Origin of the sequence: Galbibacter mesophilus, assembly GCF_023721415.1 — a bacterium.
In the GTDB taxonomy this organism is placed as follows: domain Bacteria; phylum Bacteroidota; class Bacteroidia; order Flavobacteriales; family Flavobacteriaceae; genus Galbibacter; species Galbibacter mesophilus.
On record NZ_JAMQVC010000001.1, the window covers coordinates 1,452,663 to 1,474,761 of the forward strand.

The 22,099-nt window shown below is 36.5% G+C and carries 14 protein-coding genes; 4 read left to right on the forward strand and 10 right to left on the reverse strand.

The features are described 5' to 3' along the window. The first annotated feature begins 5 nt into the window (after window positions 1–5). Both NDQ75_RS06335 and NDQ75_RS06340 read left to right on the forward strand, forming a co-directional pair. Window positions 6–749 (forward strand): GLPGLI family protein, encoded by a 744-nt coding sequence (locus tag NDQ75_RS06335; protein WP_202028544.1) that lies wholly within the window; start codon window positions 6–8, stop codon window positions 747–749. 33 nt (window positions 750–782) lie between these two features. Then, complete coding sequence (locus NDQ75_RS06340; RefSeq protein ID WP_202028545.1) at window positions 783–3,437, forward strand: carboxypeptidase-like regulatory domain-containing protein; 2,655 nt, start codon at window positions 783–785, stop codon at window positions 3,435–3,437. Between the two features lie 74 nt (window positions 3,438–3,511). Here the strand turns inward: NDQ75_RS06340 and tsf are convergent, their stop codons facing one another. The 9 genes from tsf to polA all read right to left on the reverse strand — a co-directional run bounded on the left by tsf (window position 3,512) and on the right by polA (window position 19,387). Continuing rightward, a complete protein-coding gene (gene tsf / locus NDQ75_RS06345) occupies window positions 3,512–4,336 on the reverse strand; it encodes a translation elongation factor Ts (protein WP_202028546.1) in 825 nt (274 codons plus the stop codon). A 190-nt stretch (window positions 4,337–4,526) separates the two neighbouring features. Continuing rightward, a complete protein-coding gene (rpsB, locus tag NDQ75_RS06350; RefSeq protein ID WP_202028547.1) occupies window positions 4,527–5,324 on the reverse strand; it encodes a 30S ribosomal protein S2 in 798 nt (265 codons plus the stop codon). A gap of 267 nt (window positions 5,325–5,591) precedes the next feature. Beyond that, complete coding sequence (gene rpsI / locus NDQ75_RS06355; protein WP_178950016.1) at window positions 5,592–5,978, reverse strand: 30S ribosomal protein S9; 387 nt, start codon at window positions 5,976–5,978, stop codon at window positions 5,592–5,594. Next, window positions 5,978–6,433 carry a 50S ribosomal protein L13 gene (gene rplM / locus NDQ75_RS06360; protein ID WP_251762015.1) on the reverse strand — a complete coding sequence of 152 codons (456 nt, stop codon included), beginning with the start codon at window positions 6,431–6,433 and terminating at the stop codon, window positions 5,978–5,980. The genes rpsI and rplM overlap by 1 nt, the downstream gene beginning before the upstream one ends. Window positions 6,434–6,734: 301 nt before the next feature. Then, entirely contained in the window at window positions 6,735–7,445 is a 711-nt protein-coding gene (locus NDQ75_RS06365; protein ID WP_202028548.1) for a hypothetical protein, read from the reverse strand. After that, on the reverse strand, window positions 7,442–11,257 hold the full coding sequence (locus NDQ75_RS06370) for a leucine-rich repeat domain-containing protein (RefSeq protein WP_202028549.1): 3,816 nt from the start codon (window positions 11,255–11,257) through the stop codon (window positions 7,442–7,444). The genes NDQ75_RS06365 and NDQ75_RS06370 overlap by 4 nt, the downstream gene beginning before the upstream one ends. 258 nt (window positions 11,258–11,515) lie before the next feature. Then, the gene (locus NDQ75_RS06375; RefSeq protein ID WP_202028550.1) at window positions 11,516–13,183 is read right to left on the reverse strand and encodes a RagB/SusD family nutrient uptake outer membrane protein; all 1,668 of its coding nucleotides are present in this window, start codon (window positions 13,181–13,183) and stop codon (window positions 11,516–11,518) included. 23 nt (window positions 13,184–13,206) lie between these two features. Then, the gene (locus NDQ75_RS06380; protein WP_202028551.1) at window positions 13,207–16,338 is read right to left on the reverse strand and encodes a SusC/RagA family TonB-linked outer membrane protein; all 3,132 of its coding nucleotides are present in this window, start codon (window positions 16,336–16,338) and stop codon (window positions 13,207–13,209) included. A 223-nt stretch (window positions 16,339–16,561) separates the two neighbouring features. Further along, window positions 16,562–19,387 carry a DNA polymerase I gene (polA, locus tag NDQ75_RS06385; protein ID WP_202028552.1) on the reverse strand — a complete coding sequence of 942 codons (2,826 nt, stop codon included), beginning with the start codon at window positions 19,385–19,387 and terminating at the stop codon, window positions 16,562–16,564. A gap of 437 nt (window positions 19,388–19,824) precedes the next feature. Here polA and NDQ75_RS06390 point away from each other — a divergent pair, with 437 nt between their 5' ends. Both NDQ75_RS06390 and NDQ75_RS06395 read left to right on the forward strand, forming a co-directional pair. Then, window positions 19,825–21,087: a metallophosphoesterase gene (locus NDQ75_RS06390; protein ID WP_202028553.1), complete on the forward strand. Its 1,263-nt coding sequence runs from the start codon at window positions 19,825–19,827 to the stop codon at window positions 21,085–21,087. Window positions 21,088–21,182: 95 nt separating this feature from the next. Further along, a complete protein-coding gene (locus NDQ75_RS06395; protein ID WP_202028554.1) occupies window positions 21,183–21,479 on the forward strand; it encodes a thioredoxin family protein in 297 nt (98 codons plus the stop codon). On the opposite strand, the gene NDQ75_RS06400 is transcribed toward NDQ75_RS06395, so the two are convergent. Beyond that, the gene (locus NDQ75_RS06400; protein ID WP_202028555.1) at window positions 21,476–22,057 is read right to left on the reverse strand and encodes an FISUMP domain-containing protein; all 582 of its coding nucleotides are present in this window, start codon (window positions 22,055–22,057) and stop codon (window positions 21,476–21,478) included. The two genes, NDQ75_RS06395 and NDQ75_RS06400, sit on opposite strands and share 4 nt — an antisense overlap. Window positions 22,058–22,099 lie beyond the last annotated feature (42 nt).

The following is a 22,099-nucleotide window of genomic DNA, read 5'->3' on the forward strand; positions in this document are numbered from 1 at the left end:
AAAAAATGAAAAGATCACCCTGTTTAATATTGTTAATATGTTTTATAGGCACCTTTGCTAATGCACAAGACGTGTCTGGAATTGTAAAATATAAAGGGATTATTAACCAAAAATACATAGATAGCTTTTTGACTGTTTTGGAAACTAAAAAGGAAGTGCCTATGCATATTAAACAAGATGTTATAGATTCATACAAAAGTGCAAACCCAGATGATTTTATATTAAACTTTAAGAATGAAGAATCATATTATTATTTAATCCCTTCTTTGGAAGAAACAGAGTATAACATTGGTAGTCTAGCCAGTGAAACAAATTTTTATACTAATAGTGTAACGGATACTATTATTGAAACTGGATCGTCCTTAGGAAATATCTCTTTCAAAACATTGGATTGGAAAATAACACAAGATACCAAAAAAATAGGTAAATATTTATGTTACAAAGCTAAGGCTTCTGAAAAACTTTTTAGTAGGCAAGGGTTTTATTACAGTAAACAGGTAATAGCTTGGTTCACTCCGGAAATTCCAGTGACTTTTGGTCCGTCAAATTATAGTGGACTTCCTGGATTGATATTGCAGGTAGAGCGCGATAAGTTTACCTTGACCGCAACTAAGATTAATTTAAGCCCTGATGATAAGGATATTAAAATTAAGCGATTAAGTAAAGATTCCCGAGTAATTACAGATGAAGAAGCGAACAAAAGAATCGAGGAAATGATGGAAGCCAGAAAGAAGGAGTATGGAGGGTAGTTTTTTGTTCGTGGTATAAATACCTTAATATCGATGGTTTGTCCCAAGTTTATAATTTTCCTTTTCTTAGGATTCAGTTTTTCCTGCTTTTCCCAAAGTGTTTTAAAGGGCATTGTTAAAGATAGTTTACAAAATCCTTTACCATATGCAAATGTTATGGCAAAGCCACAAGATTCCTTGCAAAACATAAAGTTTTCAATCACGAATGAAAATGGATTTTACGAATTAGAACTGAAGAATATTCCTTACCAAATATCGGTAAGCCATATGGGTTATGCAGCTTATGATTTTCAGTTTATTCCTAATAATAAGGCAACAGTCAAGAACATCATTTTAAATGAAAAAGCTGAAGAACTTAGTGAAGTAGTCGTAGAAATCCCAATACTAGTTAAAAAGGATACTATTGTCTACAATGTTAATCAATTAACCAACGGAGACGAACGCAAACTAAAGGATGTTCTAAAGAAATTGCCTGGGGTAGAGGTTTCTAGAGACGGAGTGGTTACTGTGCAAGGTAAAAAAGTTACGACCTTGCTGGTGGAAAACAAAAAGTTTTTTGGCGGAGGTACAAAATTGGGGGTGGATAATATCCCAGCGGATGCATTGGACCAAATTGAAGTTATAGACAACTACAACGAAATACCGATGCTGAAGGATTTGGTTGATAGCGATGAAATGGCCATGAACATAAAACTCAAAGAGGATAAAAAAAACTTTGTATTTGGCGATGTTGAAGTAGGTAAGGGCAATCAGGATTTTTATAATCTACATAGCAATTTGTTTTACTATAGTCCGAAAACCACGGTAAATTTTATTGCCAATACTAATAATATTGCAGAGGAAGTTTTTACGTACGACCAATATTTTGACTTTCAAAGTGGATTGAATACTACTTTTAAAAAAGGCGGTACTTCATTCGAATTGCCTAATAGTGATTTTTTACAGTTTATAGAAAGTAATGACGTGATTTCGAGTAATCGGAAATTCGGTGCAATAAACATTACAAAAGAGGTAAATGAAAAGTTGAATATTTCTGGATATGGTGTTTTCTCTCACACTCAAGAGGGAACTTTAAGTCAGTCTATAAACCGTTACAATACTTTTACAGAGGCAAAAGATGTAGCCTCGGAAACCGATAATGTCTTTGCTATTGGGAATATAGAGGCAGCTTATTTGCCAAATTTATCGGATGCTTGGTATTTTAAAACCAAGTTTAAAAAAACGGATAATGAGTATGAAAATATCATTAATTCACGGGTGGACACTCTTCAAAACGTTTTTCTCACCGAGGAAAATGCTAAAGGGTCTTTGTTTAATCAAACTGTGGAATGGCACCGAAAAAAATCCCGAAAACACACTTTTTCGGCAGCGTTAAATTATACTTTTGAGGAAGGGCTTCCCAACAAATTTTGGCAAACCCAAGATGATATCTTGCAAGGGGTCATCCCAGTGGTTGAAGATAGTATTTATAGGTTAAGACAGCAAAAACAAACAAGAAGTAATAAACTGGATGCCATTTTTAAACATTATTGGGTGCTTAACAAGAATAATCACATTTATTCTACTTTTGGAAACACCTATTACGGACAATCTTTTTTTACGAGCGACAATCAAGAGCTTACAAATGGAACAAAAAACGATTTTGGCGATTCAGGTTTTGGCAATGATTTGGATTTTAACTTAAATGATTTGTATTTTGGGATAAATTATAAGTTTCGAAGTGGAATTTTCACGTTTAACCAAGGTGTTTTTATGCATTATTACCATTGGAAACTTGAACAAGATGCCATAATTTATGAAGACCAAATTACTTTACTTCCCAATTTTTCGGTCGAAGCGGAATTTAATCGATTGAAAAAGATAGAAATGAACTACGAAAGAACAACTTCTTTCTCAGAAGCTTCAAAATTTGCAAATAACTTCTATTTGCAATCTTACAATGCTGTTTATAGTGGGAATGAAAGCTTAAGAAATGAATTGTTTCATAAGTTAAGCCTGCGATTTAATAAGTATAGTGGATATAAAGGGTTTAGGCTTTTCTTCAATGTAAAATACATCAAAAAAACCGACGGAGTTATTGAAGATGTAAATTATACAGGGATTAACCAGACCGTTTCCCCGGTTTTTGTAAATAGCCCAGAAAGTATGTGGAATTTTTTTGGGAGTTTAAAAAAGAATATTAAAGACGTCAATTGTAAAATAGGGTTAAATTACAATAACTCTCAATACCTTCAACTTGCAAACGGAATTTTGGGAACCAATAAGAACGGCAGTCTTTCTTACAATGTTTCTGCCAAAACCCTTTTCGATAAGTTTCCAACTGTAGAGGTGGGTTTTAAACAAAGTAGGGGGAATTATACTTTGAGCGGGCGTAGGGCTGAATTCATTACAAATGAACCTTTTGTTAATTTTGATTATGATTTTTTGAAAGGGTTTGTTGCTTCTTTTGATTACGTCTACTACGGTTACGAGAATAAAACTCTCAATCAGCAAAACAATTATGAGATAGCGAATGCCTCTTTGTATTATAAAAAGGACGATAGCCCTTGGAGTTTTGAAATAGAAGCGAGAAATGTATTTGATGTCAATTTTAAAAACAGAAATAGCTTTTCGTCCTACATCATTTCAGATACACAAACATTTATTTTGCCGAGAATTTTAATGTTTACTTTAGGGTATAATCTATAAAAAAAAACCACTTCTGAAAAAAATCAAAAGTGGTTTGTATTGTAAAAGCTTATTTTGAAATAAGCTGAAGATTTTTATCCTAAAGCAACTCTTTCAAAAGCAGTTACAGTAAGGTCGCTGTTGAAAGATTTTACGTAACCAGCAACACTTTGCTTGCTATCTTTAATAAAATCTTGGTTAACTAGCGTATTATCTTTGAAGAAACGCTTCAATTTACCTTTAGCGATATTGTCTAACATAGCTTCTGGCTTTCCTTCAGCTCTAAGAGTATCTTTAGCAATTTCGATTTCTTTATCGATTACTTCTTGGTCTACACCGCTTTCATCCAAAGCAACCGGATTCATAGCAGCAGCTTGCATAGCCACGTCTTTAGCAGCAGTTTCTGCACCGTCAACGTTAGCAGAAAGTCCAACCAAAGTAGCAATTTTGTTACCTGCATGAATATAAGAACCTACGAAAGGAGCTGAAAGTTTTCTGAAATCACCGATTTCAATTTTCTCACCGATAACACCTGTTTGCTCGATAAGTTTTTCTGAAACTTTAATTCCTTTGTAATCAGCTTCCAATAAAGCTTCTTTAGAGTCGTAGTTCAATGCCAATTCAGCAAGGTCGTTAGCCAAAGCAACGAAAGAATCGTTTTTAGCAACAAAGTCAGTTTCACAGTTAAGAGAAACGATAACACCTTCGTTGTTAGCGTCGTTTACTTTTGCAATAACTGCACCTTCAGTAGATTCTCTGTCGGCTCTTTTAGCAGCAACTTTCTGACCTTTTTTACGAAGTATTTCTACTGCTGTATCAAAATCACCTTCTGCTTCTACCAATGCATTTTTACAATCCATCATACCGGCACCGGTAGCTTTTCTAAGTTTATTAACCTCAGCGGCTGTAATTTTTGCCATCTTATTATCAGTTTTTATTCCCTCGTGGAGGGGTTTGTTTGTCCGACCTTATAAAGTCGGGATGATTTTTTTGTTGTTCGAATGCCCTGTAGGTTTGTCACCATTAGGCATAGAATAAAAAAAAACCGTTAACCCATATTTCTACCAAAGGTAAGAAGATGAAGGGTTAACGACTTTATGTAAGTGTTATTTAATCGTTTTCTTCAGCTTCTAACGCTTTAGCCTTTTTTTCTTTAGCCTCACGTTCTGCTTTAGTTTCCTCATCTTCATCGGATTGCTTTTCAGCAGCTTTATCAGCTTTTCTATCAGAAAGGCCTTCAGCAATAGCACCGGTTACATGAGAAAGAACTTTTTCAATTGATTTTGAAGCATCATCATTAGATGGTATAACGTACTCAACCTCTCTTGGGTCTGAGTTGGTATCTACCATTGCAAATATTGGAATGTTTAATTTTTGTGCTTCTTTTACGGCGATGTGCTCGCGCATAGTATCTACAATAAACAATGCTCCTGGTAAGCGAGTCATGTCTGCAATAGAACCTAAGTTTTTCTCAAGCTTAGCTCTTAAACGATCTACTTGTAGTTTTTCTTTTTTAGAAAGCGTATCGAAAGTACCGTCTTTTTTCATTCTATCGATAGAAGCCATTTTTTTAACGGCTTTACGGATAGTTACAAAGTTGGTAAGCATACCGCCTGGCCATCTTTCTGTGATGTAAGGCATGTTTACAGCTCCAGCTTTGTCTGCAACGATATCTTTTGCTTGTTTCTTGGTAGCTACAAATAGTATTTTTCTACCGGATGCTGCAATTTTCTTAAGGGCTTCGTTCGCCTCTTCGATTTTGGCAGCAGTTTTGTATAAATTGATAACGTGGATTCCGTTACGCTCCATGTAGATATAAGGAGCCATGTTTGGATTCCATTTTCTAGTAAGGTGTCCAAAGTGTACACCTGCTTCTAGTAAATCTTTAACTTCTATGTTATTTGCCATTTTTGTAATAGTTTACGTTCCGTTGCCCAATTTTTGGGTTTTGAATTTAGCAATGTTAAAGTGGTCACGAATAATTCGATTGCCTTTACCATTTGGATGCTAAACGTATCCTTCTTTTTCTTTTCTGAAAAGGAAGCAACGACATGTTAATTTTTTTTGCTGAATTTATTTCAGCATCTGTTTTTCAATAATTGAAAATTCCGAGTTGTTCCAAATAATAATTCTGTTAAGAGAATTACATATTCTGAAACAAGTCCAGAATTGAAATTAACGCTTAGAGAACTGGAATTTCTTACGAGCTTTCTTCTGACCGAATTTCTTACGCTCAACCATTCTTGGGTCTCTAGTAAGTAGCCCTTCTGGTTTAAGGGTTCCTCTGTTTTCTGCATCTACTTCGCAAAGCGCTCTGGAAATAGCCAAACGGATTGCCTCTGCTTGTCCAGTTACACCACCACCGTAAACATTAACTTTAATATCAAAGTTCTCAACGTTTTCTGTTAAAGAAAGCGGCTGCTGAACTTTGTACTGTAATGTTGGTGTTGGGAAGTATTGCTTGAATTCTTTTTTGTTGATGGTGATGTTTCCTTTACCTTCAGAAACATACACTCTTGCAACTGCAGTTTTTCTTCTGCCAATTTTGTGAATTACTTCCATTATTTAAGATCGTTTAAGTTAATGGCAGTTGGTTTCTGTGCTTCTTGAGCATGCGCTGAACCAACATATACCTTTAAATTGCGGAATAGCTCTGCACCTAATTTGTTCTTAGGAAGCATTCCTTTAATAGATTTTTCTAACAAACGTGCAGGATCTTTTTGGAAAAGTTCGTTTGCAGTTGTTACTCTTTGACCGCCTGGGTAACCTGTGTGACGCACGTATTGCTTAGCGTCCCATTTTTTACCAGTTAAGTTAATTTTTTCTGCATTGATAATTACTACATTATCTCCACAGTCAACATGCGGTGTGTAATTAGGCTTGTACTTACCTCTAAGTAGCTTTGCTACCTTAGAAGAAAGACGACCTAGCGTCTGACCTTCAGCATCAACCAAAACCCACTGTTTGTTTACAGTAGCCTTGTTTGCTGAAATTGTTTTGTAGCTTAATGTATCCACACTAAAAATTTTTAAAACCTGTCTCCCGACAGGCAAGATTAAACATTCCATTCCCATTCCCAAACGTGAATTCGGGATAATGGGGTGCAAAAGTACAATTATTTCTATTATTTACAAACAGCGAATGTTAATAATTTTACTCGCAAAACAATTTGGTTGTTAGTGGGTTAGGGGATTTTGGTGTGGTTGAGTGGTGTTCTTGCTTGTTAAAGTTACTTTCTTCCATTTTAAAAGAAAATAAAAAAGGTTGTTTTCATATCGAAAACAACCTTTTTATCTTTAAAACCAATATGTGTTACTGTTAATTCTTAAAATTAAGCTTTTTGAAAGCTGTTGATGTATTTCCTGCCTCATCCTTAGATACAATTTTTAAATAGTAAACTGTATTGTACTCAATAGCTTGTTTGTCTATTAAATTTTCATCTATAGATAGGTTTTCAGCAATCATGCTAGGTTCTTGGTCTTTTCCAAAATAAACAGTGTAGCTCTCTACATCTCCATCTATATCTTCTGTCTCCCACAGAATTTTTATAGTGCTATCTTTATTGTCTGTTATAAAAATCGAAGCTGGAAACGGAGCGTGGCTTTCTTCTTTCACGTCCCTTGAGTAGAAATTCCATTTTTCGTCACTCTTTAAGACTTTGTCTTCCAATATAGCTTCTACTTCCCAAGAATAGGAATGTCCCATTGCTACATCTGCCTCCTTAGAACTAGATGACGAGGTAAGCGTTTGGGATTCACCAGATGTGTTGTCTATCAAGTGAATTTTATAAGACTTAGCATTTTCTGACGGCTCCCATATAAGTAAAATATGGTTTAAATTACCAGCAATAGTGTAATCGCCTTCCACGCATAGAGAATTGTTTTCTGGAGTCACTAAGTTAAACGTTCCTAATTCCAAGGTGGGATTAGATGGGTTGTCAGGATCGGTGGGGTCATCGCTATCGCCACCTCCACATGAAATTAATAGTGAGCTAATAACTGGAAATATATAGTGAATTATTTTTTTCATTTTTTAAGGATTTTGGATGTTATATTTTGAGAATCTGAAGTGATGTTAATTAGGTAAACGCCGCTCGATAATCCTTCTAAAGAAAGTTTTGTATTTGAGGAAAAATCTTTCATTTTTCGATGAAAGACTATATTTCCGGCCATATCTGAAATATGTATTTCAACATTCTTTAAATTTGATAACCCTCCGATATTTAAATTATCCACAACAGGATTCGGGTAGAATGAAACTTCTCTGAAATCGATGGTTTCATTGTACTGTCCTTGACAATCTTTATCTGTTTTTAAGATAATTTCATTTTTACCATCTGTAATTGGAACTTGAATAGTTGTGGGTTCGGCGTTTTCAACATGAAATTCAAATAGCTTATTGTTTACAGAGACTGTATAATGGGCGTTTCCAGAAACTTTAAAAGAAGCTTTTTTGTTCTGAAGACTAATAAATGCTTTGGATGCAGTCATTTCCTCTGTAGCCTTTATATTAGCAGTGAAGCAATAATTAGAATCTTCATATCCAACATAACTCACGCAAACTTCGTAGCTTCCGGGGGCTAAATCGGTAATTAAATTAGCTTCGTTTTTGTCAACATCAGTAAAAGCTTCATTGTAATTTGGTCCCGAAACGGTAAATGTGTAATCCATATTGTTAAATGATTCAACGCTTATTTCTCCGTTATTGGTATTTGGACAGGAAGTATCAACTGCTTTTATCTTGATGGCTCTACTGTTAATAACATCACCTGCAGCACAACCTTTTTCGTCCACTACTTCTCCAAGTGTGGTTTCTGGGCATTCGTCTATATAATTAGGAACTCCGTCTTTGTCGTCGTCCACTTGGTACGGTGTACATCCTTTATAATCTACGTCTTCGCCATTTGGGGTGTTAGGGCATTCGTCAATATCATCATTTATCCCATCGTTATCACTATCTGGTATCGACACTTCTAAAGTTATTGGATTTTTATAAAGTGTTAATTCTGTTGCGACAGTATTGGTTATTTTACAAGTATATTCGCCCTCGTCTGAAATAGCAACGGAATCAATTTTAAAACTACTATTGGTGGCTCCTTCAATGGCAACATCGTCTTTAAACCACTGATATATGTTATTTGGACTGCTAGTTGCCTCCACTTTTACTAAAAACTGACTATCTCTATCTATTGTGATTGTAGATTCTTCATCTATTTTTTTTTGATTTTTGTAGTTGAAAGTTATATTCTCATTTATAGATTTTAAGATTTCTTCTATATCTTCAAACACAAACTTGTTATATGCTATATCTAAAGTGGTTAGATTTGGCAATTTAATAATAGCTTCTGGTATAGTTCCTGTTAAGTAATTGCCATCCAAATACAGTTCAGTTAAATTTATCAAATTACCAATAGACTCTGGTAATGTTCCAGTTAAATTATTACGGCTTAGGCTTAGGTGAGATAGGTTGATTAAATTTCCAATAGATTTTGGAATTTCACTTTCAAGGCTACCGTGTAAACTTAGGTCGGTTAGATTTGTTAGGTTCCCGATGGATTCAGGGATGCTACCTTTTAATTTATTATCGATTAAAACCAAATATGTTAAACTGGTTAGATTTCCAATGGAATTGGGAATATGGCCAGCTAAATTATTAAGATAAAAATAAATATAGGTCACCCGGTTTTCTTCATTTATACGGATTCTCTCCCATTCACTAATCGGTTGATTTATATCCCAATTGGTACTCCAATTTGGGCCATCAGTAGCATTGTAAAGTTCAATCAGGGCTTCTCTATCGGGGCTATATATATATTCTTCAAACTTTACGTTATCAATAATGATTTCGGAAGCTTCGGTATCTCCAATTATATTTATACTATAATTATATGTCCCTGATTTCTCTGGGGTAACATAATAACTTATGGTTTGCCAATATGAATTAGTAAGATCATTGGTGATATTGCTATCAAAAACATAAAAGTTATCTTCCAAAATAGTAGATTTTAATTCTTTGATAGTTCCAGAAGATACTTTATAGTCAAATGAAACTCGATAAATTTTTTCAGCTTCCAATGAGAGATCGTTTAAAGGCGCAGCCGCATCCAATTTTGCAAAAAAACCATTAGAGCCTGAGCGGTTGGTTTGAATTTTTATGGCATACTTGCCATCTGACGCTCCTGTAACTTTGGATTTGTTTGTGTCGAAATTTACATACCATCCATCAGCATGTTCACTGGCGACAAGCGTCCACTTTTCAAAACTTGGGTTTTTGAGTAATTGGTTTTGTGCACAACCATTTGAGTTTACAGGTTGGCCATCAGTTGTTTCTGGGCATTCGTCAATATCGTTAGTGACACCATCATTGTCATTATCTAATTGGTTTTGTGCACAACCATAGTAGTCTACATTTTCTCCATTTTTAGTTTCCGGGCATTTATCTAAATCATTATTTACACCATCATTGTCACTATCTGGAATAGAAACATCTAAGGTTATTGTATTTTTATAGAGTGTTAGGTCAGTTATAACGGAATTTGTAATTTTACAAGTATATACACCCTTGTCTACAACAGCAACCGAATCAATTTTATAACTGCTATTGGTAGCTCCTTGAATGGCAATTTCGTTTTTAAACCATTGATATTTGTTATTCGGGCTGCTAGTCGCTTCGACTTGTATTAAAAATGGATTACCTCTGTCAATTTTAAGCACAGCTTCTTCATCTATTTTCTGTTGATTTTTGTAATTGAAAGCTATAGTCTCGTTTATAGTGGTTAAGACTTTTTCTATATCTTCAAATACAAACTTGTTGCCTACTATATCTAAAGTTTCTAATTTAGGTAATTGAGTAATGGCTTTTGGAATAGGCCCCGTCAAGCTGTTATAGATCAAAGATAGTTCAGTTAGATTAATAAGGTTTCCAAAAGACTCTGGTATAGAACCTGTTAATTTGTTATAATTAATTCTAATTGTATTAAGATCTATTAGATTACCGATAGATTCTGGAATGTTACCAGTAAAATCGTTAAAGTTGAGCCCCAAGGATTTTAACTTAGTTAAGTTTCCAATGGATTCGGGAATTTCCCCTTCAAGATCTTCTATTATGGATATATATTTAAGACTAGTGAGGTCTCCAAAAGATTCTGGTAAAGAGCCAGTTAGGTTGTTGTTGTAAAAGCCAATATTTTCTACTCTATTTTCATTATTTAGTTGGATTCCGCCCCACTCACTAGCTGTTTTTTCCAAATCCCAAGTGTTTTTCCAGTTGGGTCCATCAGTGGCATTATAAAGGGCGATTAAAGTTTCTCTGTCTGGACTTGGTTGCGGTTTTTCAATAAGCTTTATATTATCAATATATACTTCAAAAGCTTCGTCAAGAAATGAGAATATAGAAAATTCGAAATACCAAGGTTCTGTTTCCAATACCTCAATTTCCTTAGATACGGAGTTCCATTCAAAATTAAGTGGGTTTCTACTTCCGGAGCTATTTGGAGTAAAATCTTCTGCTCCATGTTTTACCCCTATAACTTGGGATCCAAAGCTGGAGCTGCCAGTTTTCACTTTATAATCATAGCTCAAAATATAGGTTTTACCGGCCTCTAGTTGGATGCCAGACATGTAAATAGAAGGCTGTTCTTCTCCATCTATAAAAAGGGCACTGCTAGTTCCGCTAGTAAGATTCGTAGTTTCTTGGATAATTTGATTAGTCTGGGTTATTGTCCAGCTGTCAAGTTGTCCTGAAGACCAATTTTCTAAGTCTCCGTTGCTCAGTAGATTCTCCTGGCATATAGAAATGAGAGGAATGATAGCCATAGCTATCGCTAAGTAGATTTTTCTCATAGATTTTAGGTTTAGTTTAGGCGTGTAAGATAGAAAAAAAACTAAACCTGTAAAATATTGTTAATAAATTTAACAATTTAATTATGTTGCCCACGAAAAACTTCTAATGCGCCTCCAACCAATTTTCACTTGGCCCGAGTTCAACATCCAAATGGTAGGCTTAGTTTATATGCGATTTCCATTTCTGATTTTTTGATATAAAAAAACTCCTTGAGTTAGTTTCTAACTCAAGGAGTTCCCGCTAAAATAAGACCAGGTTTATTTGTTTTGGTCTGCAGGTGTTAAATTAGGGTTAGCATCAATCTCTGCTTGAGGTATTTTAAATACCCACCTATTATTTACAGAAGGTTTGTCCTGCTTAAAAGCAGCTTGGTATAATACTTCAGAAGCTCCTGATCCGCCATCCGTACTATGGTCTATCCCTTCGTCCCATCGAATTTTATCGGTGTAGCCAAAGCCTTCGCCCCATAGTTCTACACCTCTTTGGAATTTTATTTGATCCATTAGCAATTCGACAGTGCTGAACGCGGATACATTATAGGCGCTATCTCGCTCTTCACCTAAAGGCCTAAGTGCATTCTGAGCGCCAGTGATGTCGCCCATCATTGCTTTTGCTTCGGCTTCAATAAGATACATTTCTGAAGAACGCATATAAATTATGTCGTCCGGGTCAATAGATCCTGGATTAGCATTTTTAAGCTTGAAATGCATATAAGGATGTTGATTAAAATTGTTGTTAATACCATATTGAGCATTTATTTCCGCTCTCCTTTCGTTGTAAGCTTCTAAATCTCCCGCATAATTTGGGTCTCTTGGGAGGCCTGTATCTGGGTCCAAACCTCCTTCGTTATTGGCGGCAGAAGAATTTGTATTAGGAGCTTCAACGATGAAAACATCTTTTCTGTAATCTGAGTCAGGAATTGCATCCACAAGTCTTCTGTCGGCAATTTTTGGATTATTTCTAATTTGGCTACCGTTGAAAGTGTTGCTGGCAAGATAGAAATATGAACGGAAAAATGTTGTTTCAGCATCAATAACATTACTTCCCCAAATCACTTCAGAAAGTTCATTTGAATTAAATCCAGATTTCCAATCATCTTCACTCATTAGTGGGAATCCTTCACGGGCTTTAACGGCTGCATCTGCAGCTGTTTGCCAATCCCCTTTGGATAATGCGGTTCGTGCTAATAAACCATACGCTACATTTATGTTTAATTGAGACTTCGTTTCAGGTCCACCGCTTGGTCGTCCTGTTCCATTCTCAAATGCAGTAATAGCTTCGTTGAGGTCAGATTCAATCTGATCGTAAATTTCTTGAACTGTTGACCTTCCAGCACTGGTAAAAGGAGATTCAGAAGAGAATAAGAGTGGTACGCCGGGCTCTGTGGATGGGTCAGCTATTAGGTACCCTTTGGCAAAATGTTGAACTAGTGATAGGTACGCATATGCTCTATATGTGTATGCTTGGCCTAATATTTCAGAAAGCTCTGGAGTTTCAGTTAAAGTTCCTTCATTGCCTCGGTTAATAAGCAGATTAGCGTGCAATATAATATTATAGCGGTGATACCAAAAAACCTCATTCATCCCAGAGGTCTGGTCGGTATGTGTGTTCCACTGCATTACGCTTCGCCATCCCAAATTGTTTGCATTTGCCGAATGGATAAGTCCTCCGGTTAGGTTATCGCCCATGGGTAGCCAGAAATGATTGTTTGCCCAGGTGGAGTTACCGCCTGGAAAAACTGTTTGAGACTGGGAATATAATCCACGGTGTATTCCGTTTAAAATCAACTGCATATTTTCCTCATTGGCCAACGCGTCCGTTGCTGAAATAGCATCAGTTGGTGTAGTTTCCAGAAAGTCATCGTCACAGGAAGTTATAGTAATCCCTAGGAATACTATAAGCATAAATTTTATATTTCTTAACATAATTATCATTCTTTAGCTTTTAATTAAAATCCTACGTTTAGTCCAACAGAAAATGTTCTTGGAGGATTAAAAGTGTTTCCTACTGGAGTTCCATCTAATTCCGCTTGTGGGTTGGCTCCTGTTCTTTCACTATTAAAATACAGGTTTTCACCTATAATAGAAAGTCTTAAGTTGTCAACACCAATTTGTTCTGTAACATTTCCATCAAAAGTATATCCTAAATTGATGTTTTTAAGGGTCCAAAAGGATGCATCGGTTAAAAACCTGTCCGATTCCTGTCTAACAAGATTTGGATTACCCGCCTCCAATCTAGGTACGCTAGTAATGTCTCCAGGTTGTCTCCAAGCATTTAAAATATCAGGGTGATAAGAACTACCGAAGTTTCCGCTGTGCATCATGTCTGCATATCCAAAATCAAGGAATTTTCCGCCTATTCCGTAATTCACTAAAAAATCTAATGAAAACCCTTTGTAGCTAAAAGTACTAGATACAGATCCTAGCAAATCGGGTATAGAACTGTCTCCCGTATAAGCTCTTTGTGTGTCTTGCCAATCGGTTGTCGTGGCAATTTCTCCGTTGGCATCGAATACAGGCACGCTATTGTTGTCCGCGTCCAATTCATATTGATAAAATAATTGATCACCAGTATCTGGATCAACTCCAGCTGTTCTTAAGAGGAAAAAGTCAAATCTAGACCGTCCTTCCGCCCAACGTTGTTGGTCATCAATAAATGGGTTAGGTAGACTTGTGATTTCATTTTTAAAAGTAGATGCCTGAAGGGTTACATTCCATCTAAAATCATTTTTATTAATTAGTCGAGTAGTTAAAGCCATTTCCCAACCTGAGTTATACATGTCTCCAATATTTACTGGAACTTCGTTTAATCCATTACTTAAAGGAATTGGAAGTAAGTACAATAAATCGGAAGAATTTTTCTTGTAGTATTCTATAGAACCTTCAAAAAGGTTGTTGAATAACGCAAACTCCAACGCAATGTCATAATTTTCAATTGTCTCCCATTGTAATTCAGGATTTCCTATATCAGTATATAAAATAGCGGGGTCTGCTGCATTGGAAGTTATTGTAAACCTAGGTTGTGATATAAAGAAATCAATTGGATCTCCAAGTCTATCGTTACCAACTTCACCGTAAGAACCCCGTAGTTTTAATTGATTAATAAAACCAACATTGTCCATAAAGCCTTCTTGGTCGATTCGCCATGAAGCTCCTACTGAATAAAAAGTACCCCATCGTGAATCTTCGCTAAATACAGAAGACCCATCTCTTCTAACAGAGGCACTTAGATAGTACTTGTTGCTGAAGTTATAATTAGTTCTTAAAAAATATCCTTCTAAAGATTTCCTCGTAGAAGAACCACCCAAATCTACAATATTAGAAAAATTGTCAAATTCAAAAATTCCGTTGGCAGCTTGAATAGTTTTTAAACCATTGTTGCTTGTAAAGGTTCTGTCAAAGCTTTCGTGACCTGCAGTAATATCAATATTATGATTGCCAAAACTTTTAACGTAAGTTAAGATTTGATTGAAGTTTTCAACCTGTCTTCTAAATCGTGTTTCGCTATAACGCCCATCGGGTTGAGCATCTCCAATAATAGCATTTTCATATTCCTTTTCTAGACCTTCATTGATATCTCTACCATAATTTATTCGAAGATTTAATCCATCTACAATTTTAATATCTCCAAAAAATCTGAATCCGTATGTGTTGTCCCTGTCCCGTTCGTCATTCAGAAGAAGTTCTTGTAATGCATGACGACCTTGGTAAATAGGTCTGGAACCTATGTTGAATTCCGGGTATCCTTCTCCATTATCGAATACAAAGTTCCCGAAAGCATCTCTAACTAAATTTCCTTGTAGATCATTAAGGTATACTGGATAAATGGATCCAATATTCTTGGAAAAACCAAATGGATTTACGATGCTGTTTTCCCCAGCTGAACTTGGAGCTGTAGCTTCTGTAATCGCAATGTTTGCGCTACCACCAATTTTTATACTTTTACTTACATCAAACTCCGCGTTTAATCGAGTTGTAATACGATCGAATCCAGAGGTAATAACATAACTTTCTTCATCTAAATAGGATGCGGAGAAAAATACTTTGTGGTTTTCTCCTCCACCGGAAACATTTACATTATAGTTTTGACGAACTCCTGTACGTGTGAATTCATCATACCAATCAAGGCTTTTGTAGATAACTTGAGCATTTGGGTTTAATCGGCCGTCTGTTCCAACAATTTGACTGTTGGGGACGTTAAAAGGATTGTATCCCAAACTATTATAAATATTTGCGGATGCAAAAGCTGGGTCACCTCCTCCTGCACTTGAGTTTTTTAGAGCTTCCCACATGGTTTCGTAATATTGGCCAGGAGAAAGTTCTTCATAAAAAGGGATGGCAGGAGAGACTAAACCATATTGCATGGATGCATTTACCTGTATTTCTCCTCTCGTTCCACTTTTAGTGGTGATTATTACCACACCATTCGCAGCTCTAGATCCATATAACGAAGTAGATGAAGCGTCCTTAAGTATTGTAAAAGATGCAATATCCTCTTGGTTGATAGTGTTTAAGTCACCTTCATACTGCATTCCATCTACGATGTATAATGGGTCCGTATCTCCGTTAAGAGTTCCAACCCCTCGAATTACAATATCTGGTGATGAACCAGGGCCCGCTCCAGATGTGAATTGAACTCCCGTAGCTCTACCCTCAATTGCCGCAATTGGAGAGGTAACATTTCGAATCTCCAGTTCTTCTGAGCCTACTACACTTGCAGAGCCTGTAAAAGCTTCTTTTGTTGTAGTACCGTACGCTGTCACGATAACTTCCTCCAGAGCTTGAGCATCTTGTTCTAGCGTTACATTTATTGTGCTTGATGCTCCCACATTTCTCTCAACGGTTTTTTGTCCTAAATAAGAAAATACTAGCGTGGAGCCGGAAGAGGTGTTAATGGAATAATTACCATCGAAATCGGTTTGAGTACCCGTGGAGGTACCTTTAACCGTTACGTTTGCTCCTGGTAAAGGAAGCCCGTCTTGATCTGTTACAACACCTGTAACAGTTTTCTCTTGTCCATAAGAGAATTGTAAGATTAACGCAAAAACTAGCGTTAAAAACCAATTTAACTTTGATCTCATATTTTAATTAGTTTGAATTAGCATTATACTAATATCTTAATTTTTAATTAAAAAAGAGGTTTATTGGTTAAAATTTTAACACTTGGAGGGATTAATTAGAATATTTCAAAATTTCACGTTAATAATTTGAAGATGTTCAAAATAGATACTGAAAGCTTAATGGTCGTTGCAATGATTCTGTTTTTATGGGTTTCTAAAATATGATATAGAGGTTTGCGTATTTCTAATGCGCCTCCAGCCAATTATAGCCTGTGCCGAGTTCAACATCCAATGGTACGCTTAGTTTGTATGCGTTTTCCATTTCTGTCTTGATAAGGTTTTTTACGGTGTCGAGTTCGTCTTTATGGGCGTCGAACACCAATTCATCATGAACTTGAAGCAGCATTTTAGTTTTAAAATTGCCTTCTTTTAGTTTTTGGTGAATATTTATCATCGCAATTTTAATGATGTCAGCAGCACTCCCTTGAATGGGAGCATTTACGGCATTTCTTTCGGCAGCTCCTCTAACAACTTGATTTCGGGAATTAATGTCCTTTAAATAACGACGCCTTCCTAAAATGGTTTCCACATAACCGTTATCCTGTGCAAAATGAACTTGTTTGCTCATGTATGCCTTTAATTTAGGATATGTTTCATAATAGGTGTCTATTAAGTCTTTTGCCTCACTTCTGTTAAGTGTAGTTTGATTGCTTAGTCCGAAGGCGGAAACGCCGTAGATAATTCCGAAGTTTACTGTTTTGGCATTGCTTCGCTGCTCGCGGGTAACATCTTCAATAGCTACTTTGAAGACTTGCGAAGCCGTTGTGGCGTGAATATCCTGACCTTCTTGAAAGGCTTTTATCATAGTGTCCTCTTCACTCAATGCTGCGATAATGCGAAGTTCAATTTGCGAATAATCCGCGGCAAGCAAGGTGTAGTTTTCATCGCGTGGGACAAAAGCTTTTCGAACCAGTCTTCCTCTTTCGGTTCTTATCGGGATATTCTGCAAATTCGGATTGTTGGAACTCAACCTTCCCGTTGCCGCTACGGCCTGACTGTAAACCGTGTGGATACGGTGTGTTTTGGAGTTTATTTCGTTTGGAAGCGCATCCACATAGGTGCTTTTTAGCTTGTTCAATTGGCGCCATTCCAAAATGTCAGCTACAATTTGATGGTCTTTTGCGAGATAGGAAAGTACGTCTTCCGCAGTGGAATATTGACCTGTTTTGGTTTTTTTCGGTTTATCAACTAGCTTCAATTTATCGAATAAAATCGGGCCTAATTGTTTTGGAGATGCTAAATTGAATTCTTCCCCAGCTTGTTCAAAAATTGCCTTTTCCAGTCGGTCGATATCGGTATTTAGAGCGCCACTTAAACTTTTCAGGTAGTTTTCATCTAAATTGATTCCCTCAATTTCCATGTCGGAAAGCACTTTTACCAGTGGAGCTTCAATCTCTTCAAAAAGCTTCTTGGCATTTCGTTTCGGGAGTTCTTCAGCAAAAAGATTTTTTAACTGGAGTGTAATATCAGCGTCTTCAACCGCATATTCCGTTTGCTTCTCCAATTCAACCGAGCGCATGGAACGTTGGTTTTTGCCTTTTTTTCCTATAAGAGTTTCAATTGAAACTGGACTATAATTTAAATAGGTTTCTGCAAGGACATCCATATTGTGACGCATATCTGGATTGATAAGATAATGCGCAATCATGGTATCGAAAATAGGGCCTTTTACAGGCATGTTGTAATTGGACAAAACTTTGAGGTCGTACTTAAGATTTTGTCCTATTTTTTCAATTCCCTCGTTTTCAAAAAACGGTCGAAATTCTTCCAAAATTGCTTTTGTTTCCTTTTGATCTTCGGGAAAAGAAACATAATACCCCGTGCCAGGTTCCCATGAAAATGCACAGCCAACCAACTCGGCTTCCAATGATTTTATATTCGTGGTTTCCGTGTCAAAACAAACACTTTTTTGTTTCAATAGCTTTTCCAGCAATAGTTTTCGTGCCAGCGGTGTGTTGGCCTGTTGATAAAAATGCGGTACCTGTTCTATGGTTTTAAACCCAGAAACGGTAGTTGTCGCACTTTCAGCAGCTTGGTTATTTCCAAAAAGATCGTATTGAACGTCTAAATTTGTGTTTACGTTTGCTTTATTCCCTTCGGAAGTTTTTTCTTCGGAAGAAATTTCCTGTCCGAAGGTTTTCATTAAATTATCGGCAAGTCTTCTAAACTCCAATTCCTGAAATATCTCTTGCACTTTTGGTATGTCGGGAGTGTCTAGAGTAAAGTTTTGTTCATGAAATTCAACTGGCACATCCAGCATAATTCGAGCCAGTTTTTTGGAGAGCAAGCCTAGTTCGGCATTGGCTTCCACTTTCTCTTTCATTTTCCCTTTTAGCTGATCGGTATTTTCCAACAAGCCTTCCATGCTGCCAAATTGTTTTAAAAACTTTTTGGCCGTTTTTTCACCAACGCCAGGCAACCCGGGAATATTATCTACCGAATCTCCCATCATTCCGAGAAAATCAATAACTTGTTCTGGAGTTTCTACTTCAAATTTCTTTTGTACCTCCGGAATTCCCCAAATTTCAATACCATTTCCCATTCTTGCTGGGCGGTACATAAAAATATTTTCAGAAACCAACTGGGCAAAATCTTTATCGGGAGTCACCATGTATACTTTATAGTTGGCTTTTTCCGCCTGTTTTGCAAGTGTTCCAATGATATCATCAGCTTCATATCCCGCTTTTTCTATGCAGGGAATATGCATGGCTTTTAAAATATCTTGAATAATCGGTACTGCAATACGAATGGCTTCCGGCGTTTCGTCGCGATTGGCTTTGTAGGCTTCAAACATTTCCACACGATCCTTGCTGCCTTCCTTATCGAAAGCAACCGCTAAATGATCTGGATTTTCTCTTTTAATTACGTCCAATAGCGAATTCATAAATCCCATAATGGCAGAAGTGTCCATGCCCTTGGAATTAATACGTGGATTTTTTATGAATGCGTAGTACCCTCTAAAAATTAAAGCGTAAGCGTCTAAAAGAAAAAGCCGTTTTTGATCTTGCATGCGTTGCTTGTATAAAGTTGAAAGCGTAAAGTTAAAAAGTTTTACGCACTCTTGGCGATATCTTTTGGTTTCTTCCGAAGAAAGGAATTGTAGCTTTTACGACATATAAATACAAACCAAAGTGTAGGTGTGCGTTAAATAAATTTTAAATGCACCGTATTGTACTGTTTATAAGGTACTTTTGCTAATGAAACTCAATTTTAAAAAATCACATAATTGATGTATTTTTTAGAATTCTAAGTTGAATTAGTCCCGACCGGTAGCGTCGGGAACTATTTTAAACGCTTCGTTTCGCAAATTTTTGACTTTGCGAAACATATTGGTTTAATATTTTGTTCCTATTGATTTTTTTTAATTTTATTTGTCAGGCTGAGCTTGTCGAAGCCCTGGATGGGATATTAAATTACTCTCATTAATAAGCCTTATTAAAAAACTATATGTCTCGATTTTTTATTTTTCTTGGAATCATCTATCTCATTGGTGCCTTTTACGGTTTCCAAGCTTTTAGAACCCTAGTAAAAAACCCATATTTTCAAATTCTGTATGCACTTTCTTTTGTGGCGGTGCTGATAAACGTGTATGTTCAATTTAATCACTTCGATAGAGCGCAGGGAATGAGTCATTCTATGGGCGTTGCTGTGGGTCTTTTTCTGGCATTTATGGCGCTCGGGTTTTGTTCTGGAATATTTATGCTTTTGGAGGATGTAGTTCGCTTTTTTACTTGGATTTTCGGTAAATTGTTTTCTTCTGAAAAAATTGCTTCGGAAGGATTCCCAAGTCGTAGGAAATTTATGAGTCAGGTAGCGCTAGGTGTTGCGGCTGTTCCATTTCTATCCTTGCTTTATGGAATGTATAAAGGAAAATACGATTATCGCGTTTGGAAACATACGTTGGAATTTGATGATCTTCCCGATGCGTTTGATGGATATAGAATTACACAAATATCAGATATTCACAGTGGTAGTTTAGACAACAAGGAAAAAATTGAATACGCCGTCGATCTCATTAACGAGCAGGCTTCAGATGTAATTTTGTTTACGGGGGATTTGGTAAACAGCATTGCTACGGAAATGTATCCGTGGAAAAATGTCTTTTCAAAACTCAAAGCGAAAGACGGAATGTTCTCAGTATTGGGGAATCACGACTATGGCGATTATGCCGAGTGGCCTTCCGAAGAAGCAAAAGTGGCCAATCTCGAGGAACTAAAAGCTATTCAGGAAGAAATTGGTTTTGATCTTTTACTGAATGAAAACCGATATTTAGAACGAAACGGCGAAAAATTGGCATTAATCGGAGTAGAAAATTGGGGCGAAGGCGGATTCAAAAAAGCGGGCGATTTGGATAAAGCCATCCAAAGTATCGATGCTAATTCATTTAAAATTTTAATGAGCCACGACCCTTCACACTGGCAACATCAAGTAATTGATCATCCGTATCATTTTCATCTAACGTTAAGCGGCCACACTCATGGAATGCAGTTTGGAGTGGAAATTCCAGGTTGGTTAAAATGGAGTCCCGTTAAATATCGATATAAGTATTGGGCGGGTGTGTATGAGAAAATGGGACAGTATATAAATGTAAACCGTGGGCTCGGTTTTATTGGCTATCCTGGTCGTGTGGGAATTTGGCCCGAGATAACCGTAATTGAGTTGAAAAAGAAACATAATAATGTTGGAACGTCAAAAAGCAGGATTTCATAAAAAAGGTTAAAAACACCCTAAAACACCTTGTTTAGAGCATTTTAACGCTTTTTTTATTACATTTGATTTATCAAGTTGTTAAAAATTGAATATTTATGTCAAAGTTTGGCGAGTTAATCCACGGTAACATTCCAGTTTTATTGGACTTTTACACAGATTGGAATGAATCTTCCACCGCAATGCACCCAGTGCTTCGTGATGTAGCAGCAGCATTGGGAGACAAAGCAAGGGTTATAAAAATTGATATTGATAAAAATCAAGAATTGGCAGATGCTTTGCGCGTAAAAGGATTGCCCACACTTATGATATACAAAAGTGGCGAAATGGTTTGGCGACAAAGTGGGGAGCAAGATGCCAACACCTTGATCGGACTCTTACAGGAGTACCTTTAATCTTCTATACAGCGACAACTTTTAGAGAAATTTCCCGCTTTAATTTCTATTGACTGCTCGGGAATATATTCAATGTAAATCGGTAAATTATTTTGATTGGTAGAGGAGGTGAAATAGTAACCAGAATTCCCTAATTCCCTTGAACCCACTTGAGGTGCACGTTGCCCAGCTGGTAACAAATCGAAGTTTACTAAATTTCCTTGAAAAGTAGCCCCAGGTTCTACCAAAAGATGTGATACATTTATGCCCCCCAAGTATTCAAAAAGTTCTTCCCATTCTTCCATTGTTGGAACATGCCAGCCGTCGGGGCATTCAATTGAATTTAGGGTTTCATATAACCTTCCTAGAAGTTCACAATTAAAAGAGTCATTATCGTAGCAAGAACTCCTAGAATCACCTTTGTCGTAATTAAGATTTTCTGCAAACCAACGCTGGTTGCCAATTCTTACAGTGCGGTAAATTTGGCCATCTCGAGAATCCACTACTAAATCATTGTCCTTTGGTTGTGGCGAATCATCATCGTTGGAGCACGAAGTGATAATTAGGCAGAAAATGGACAGGTAAAAAAATATTTTCATGGTCTTTAAATTTCTAGTTGTTAGGTTGTTTAAAGATACGAA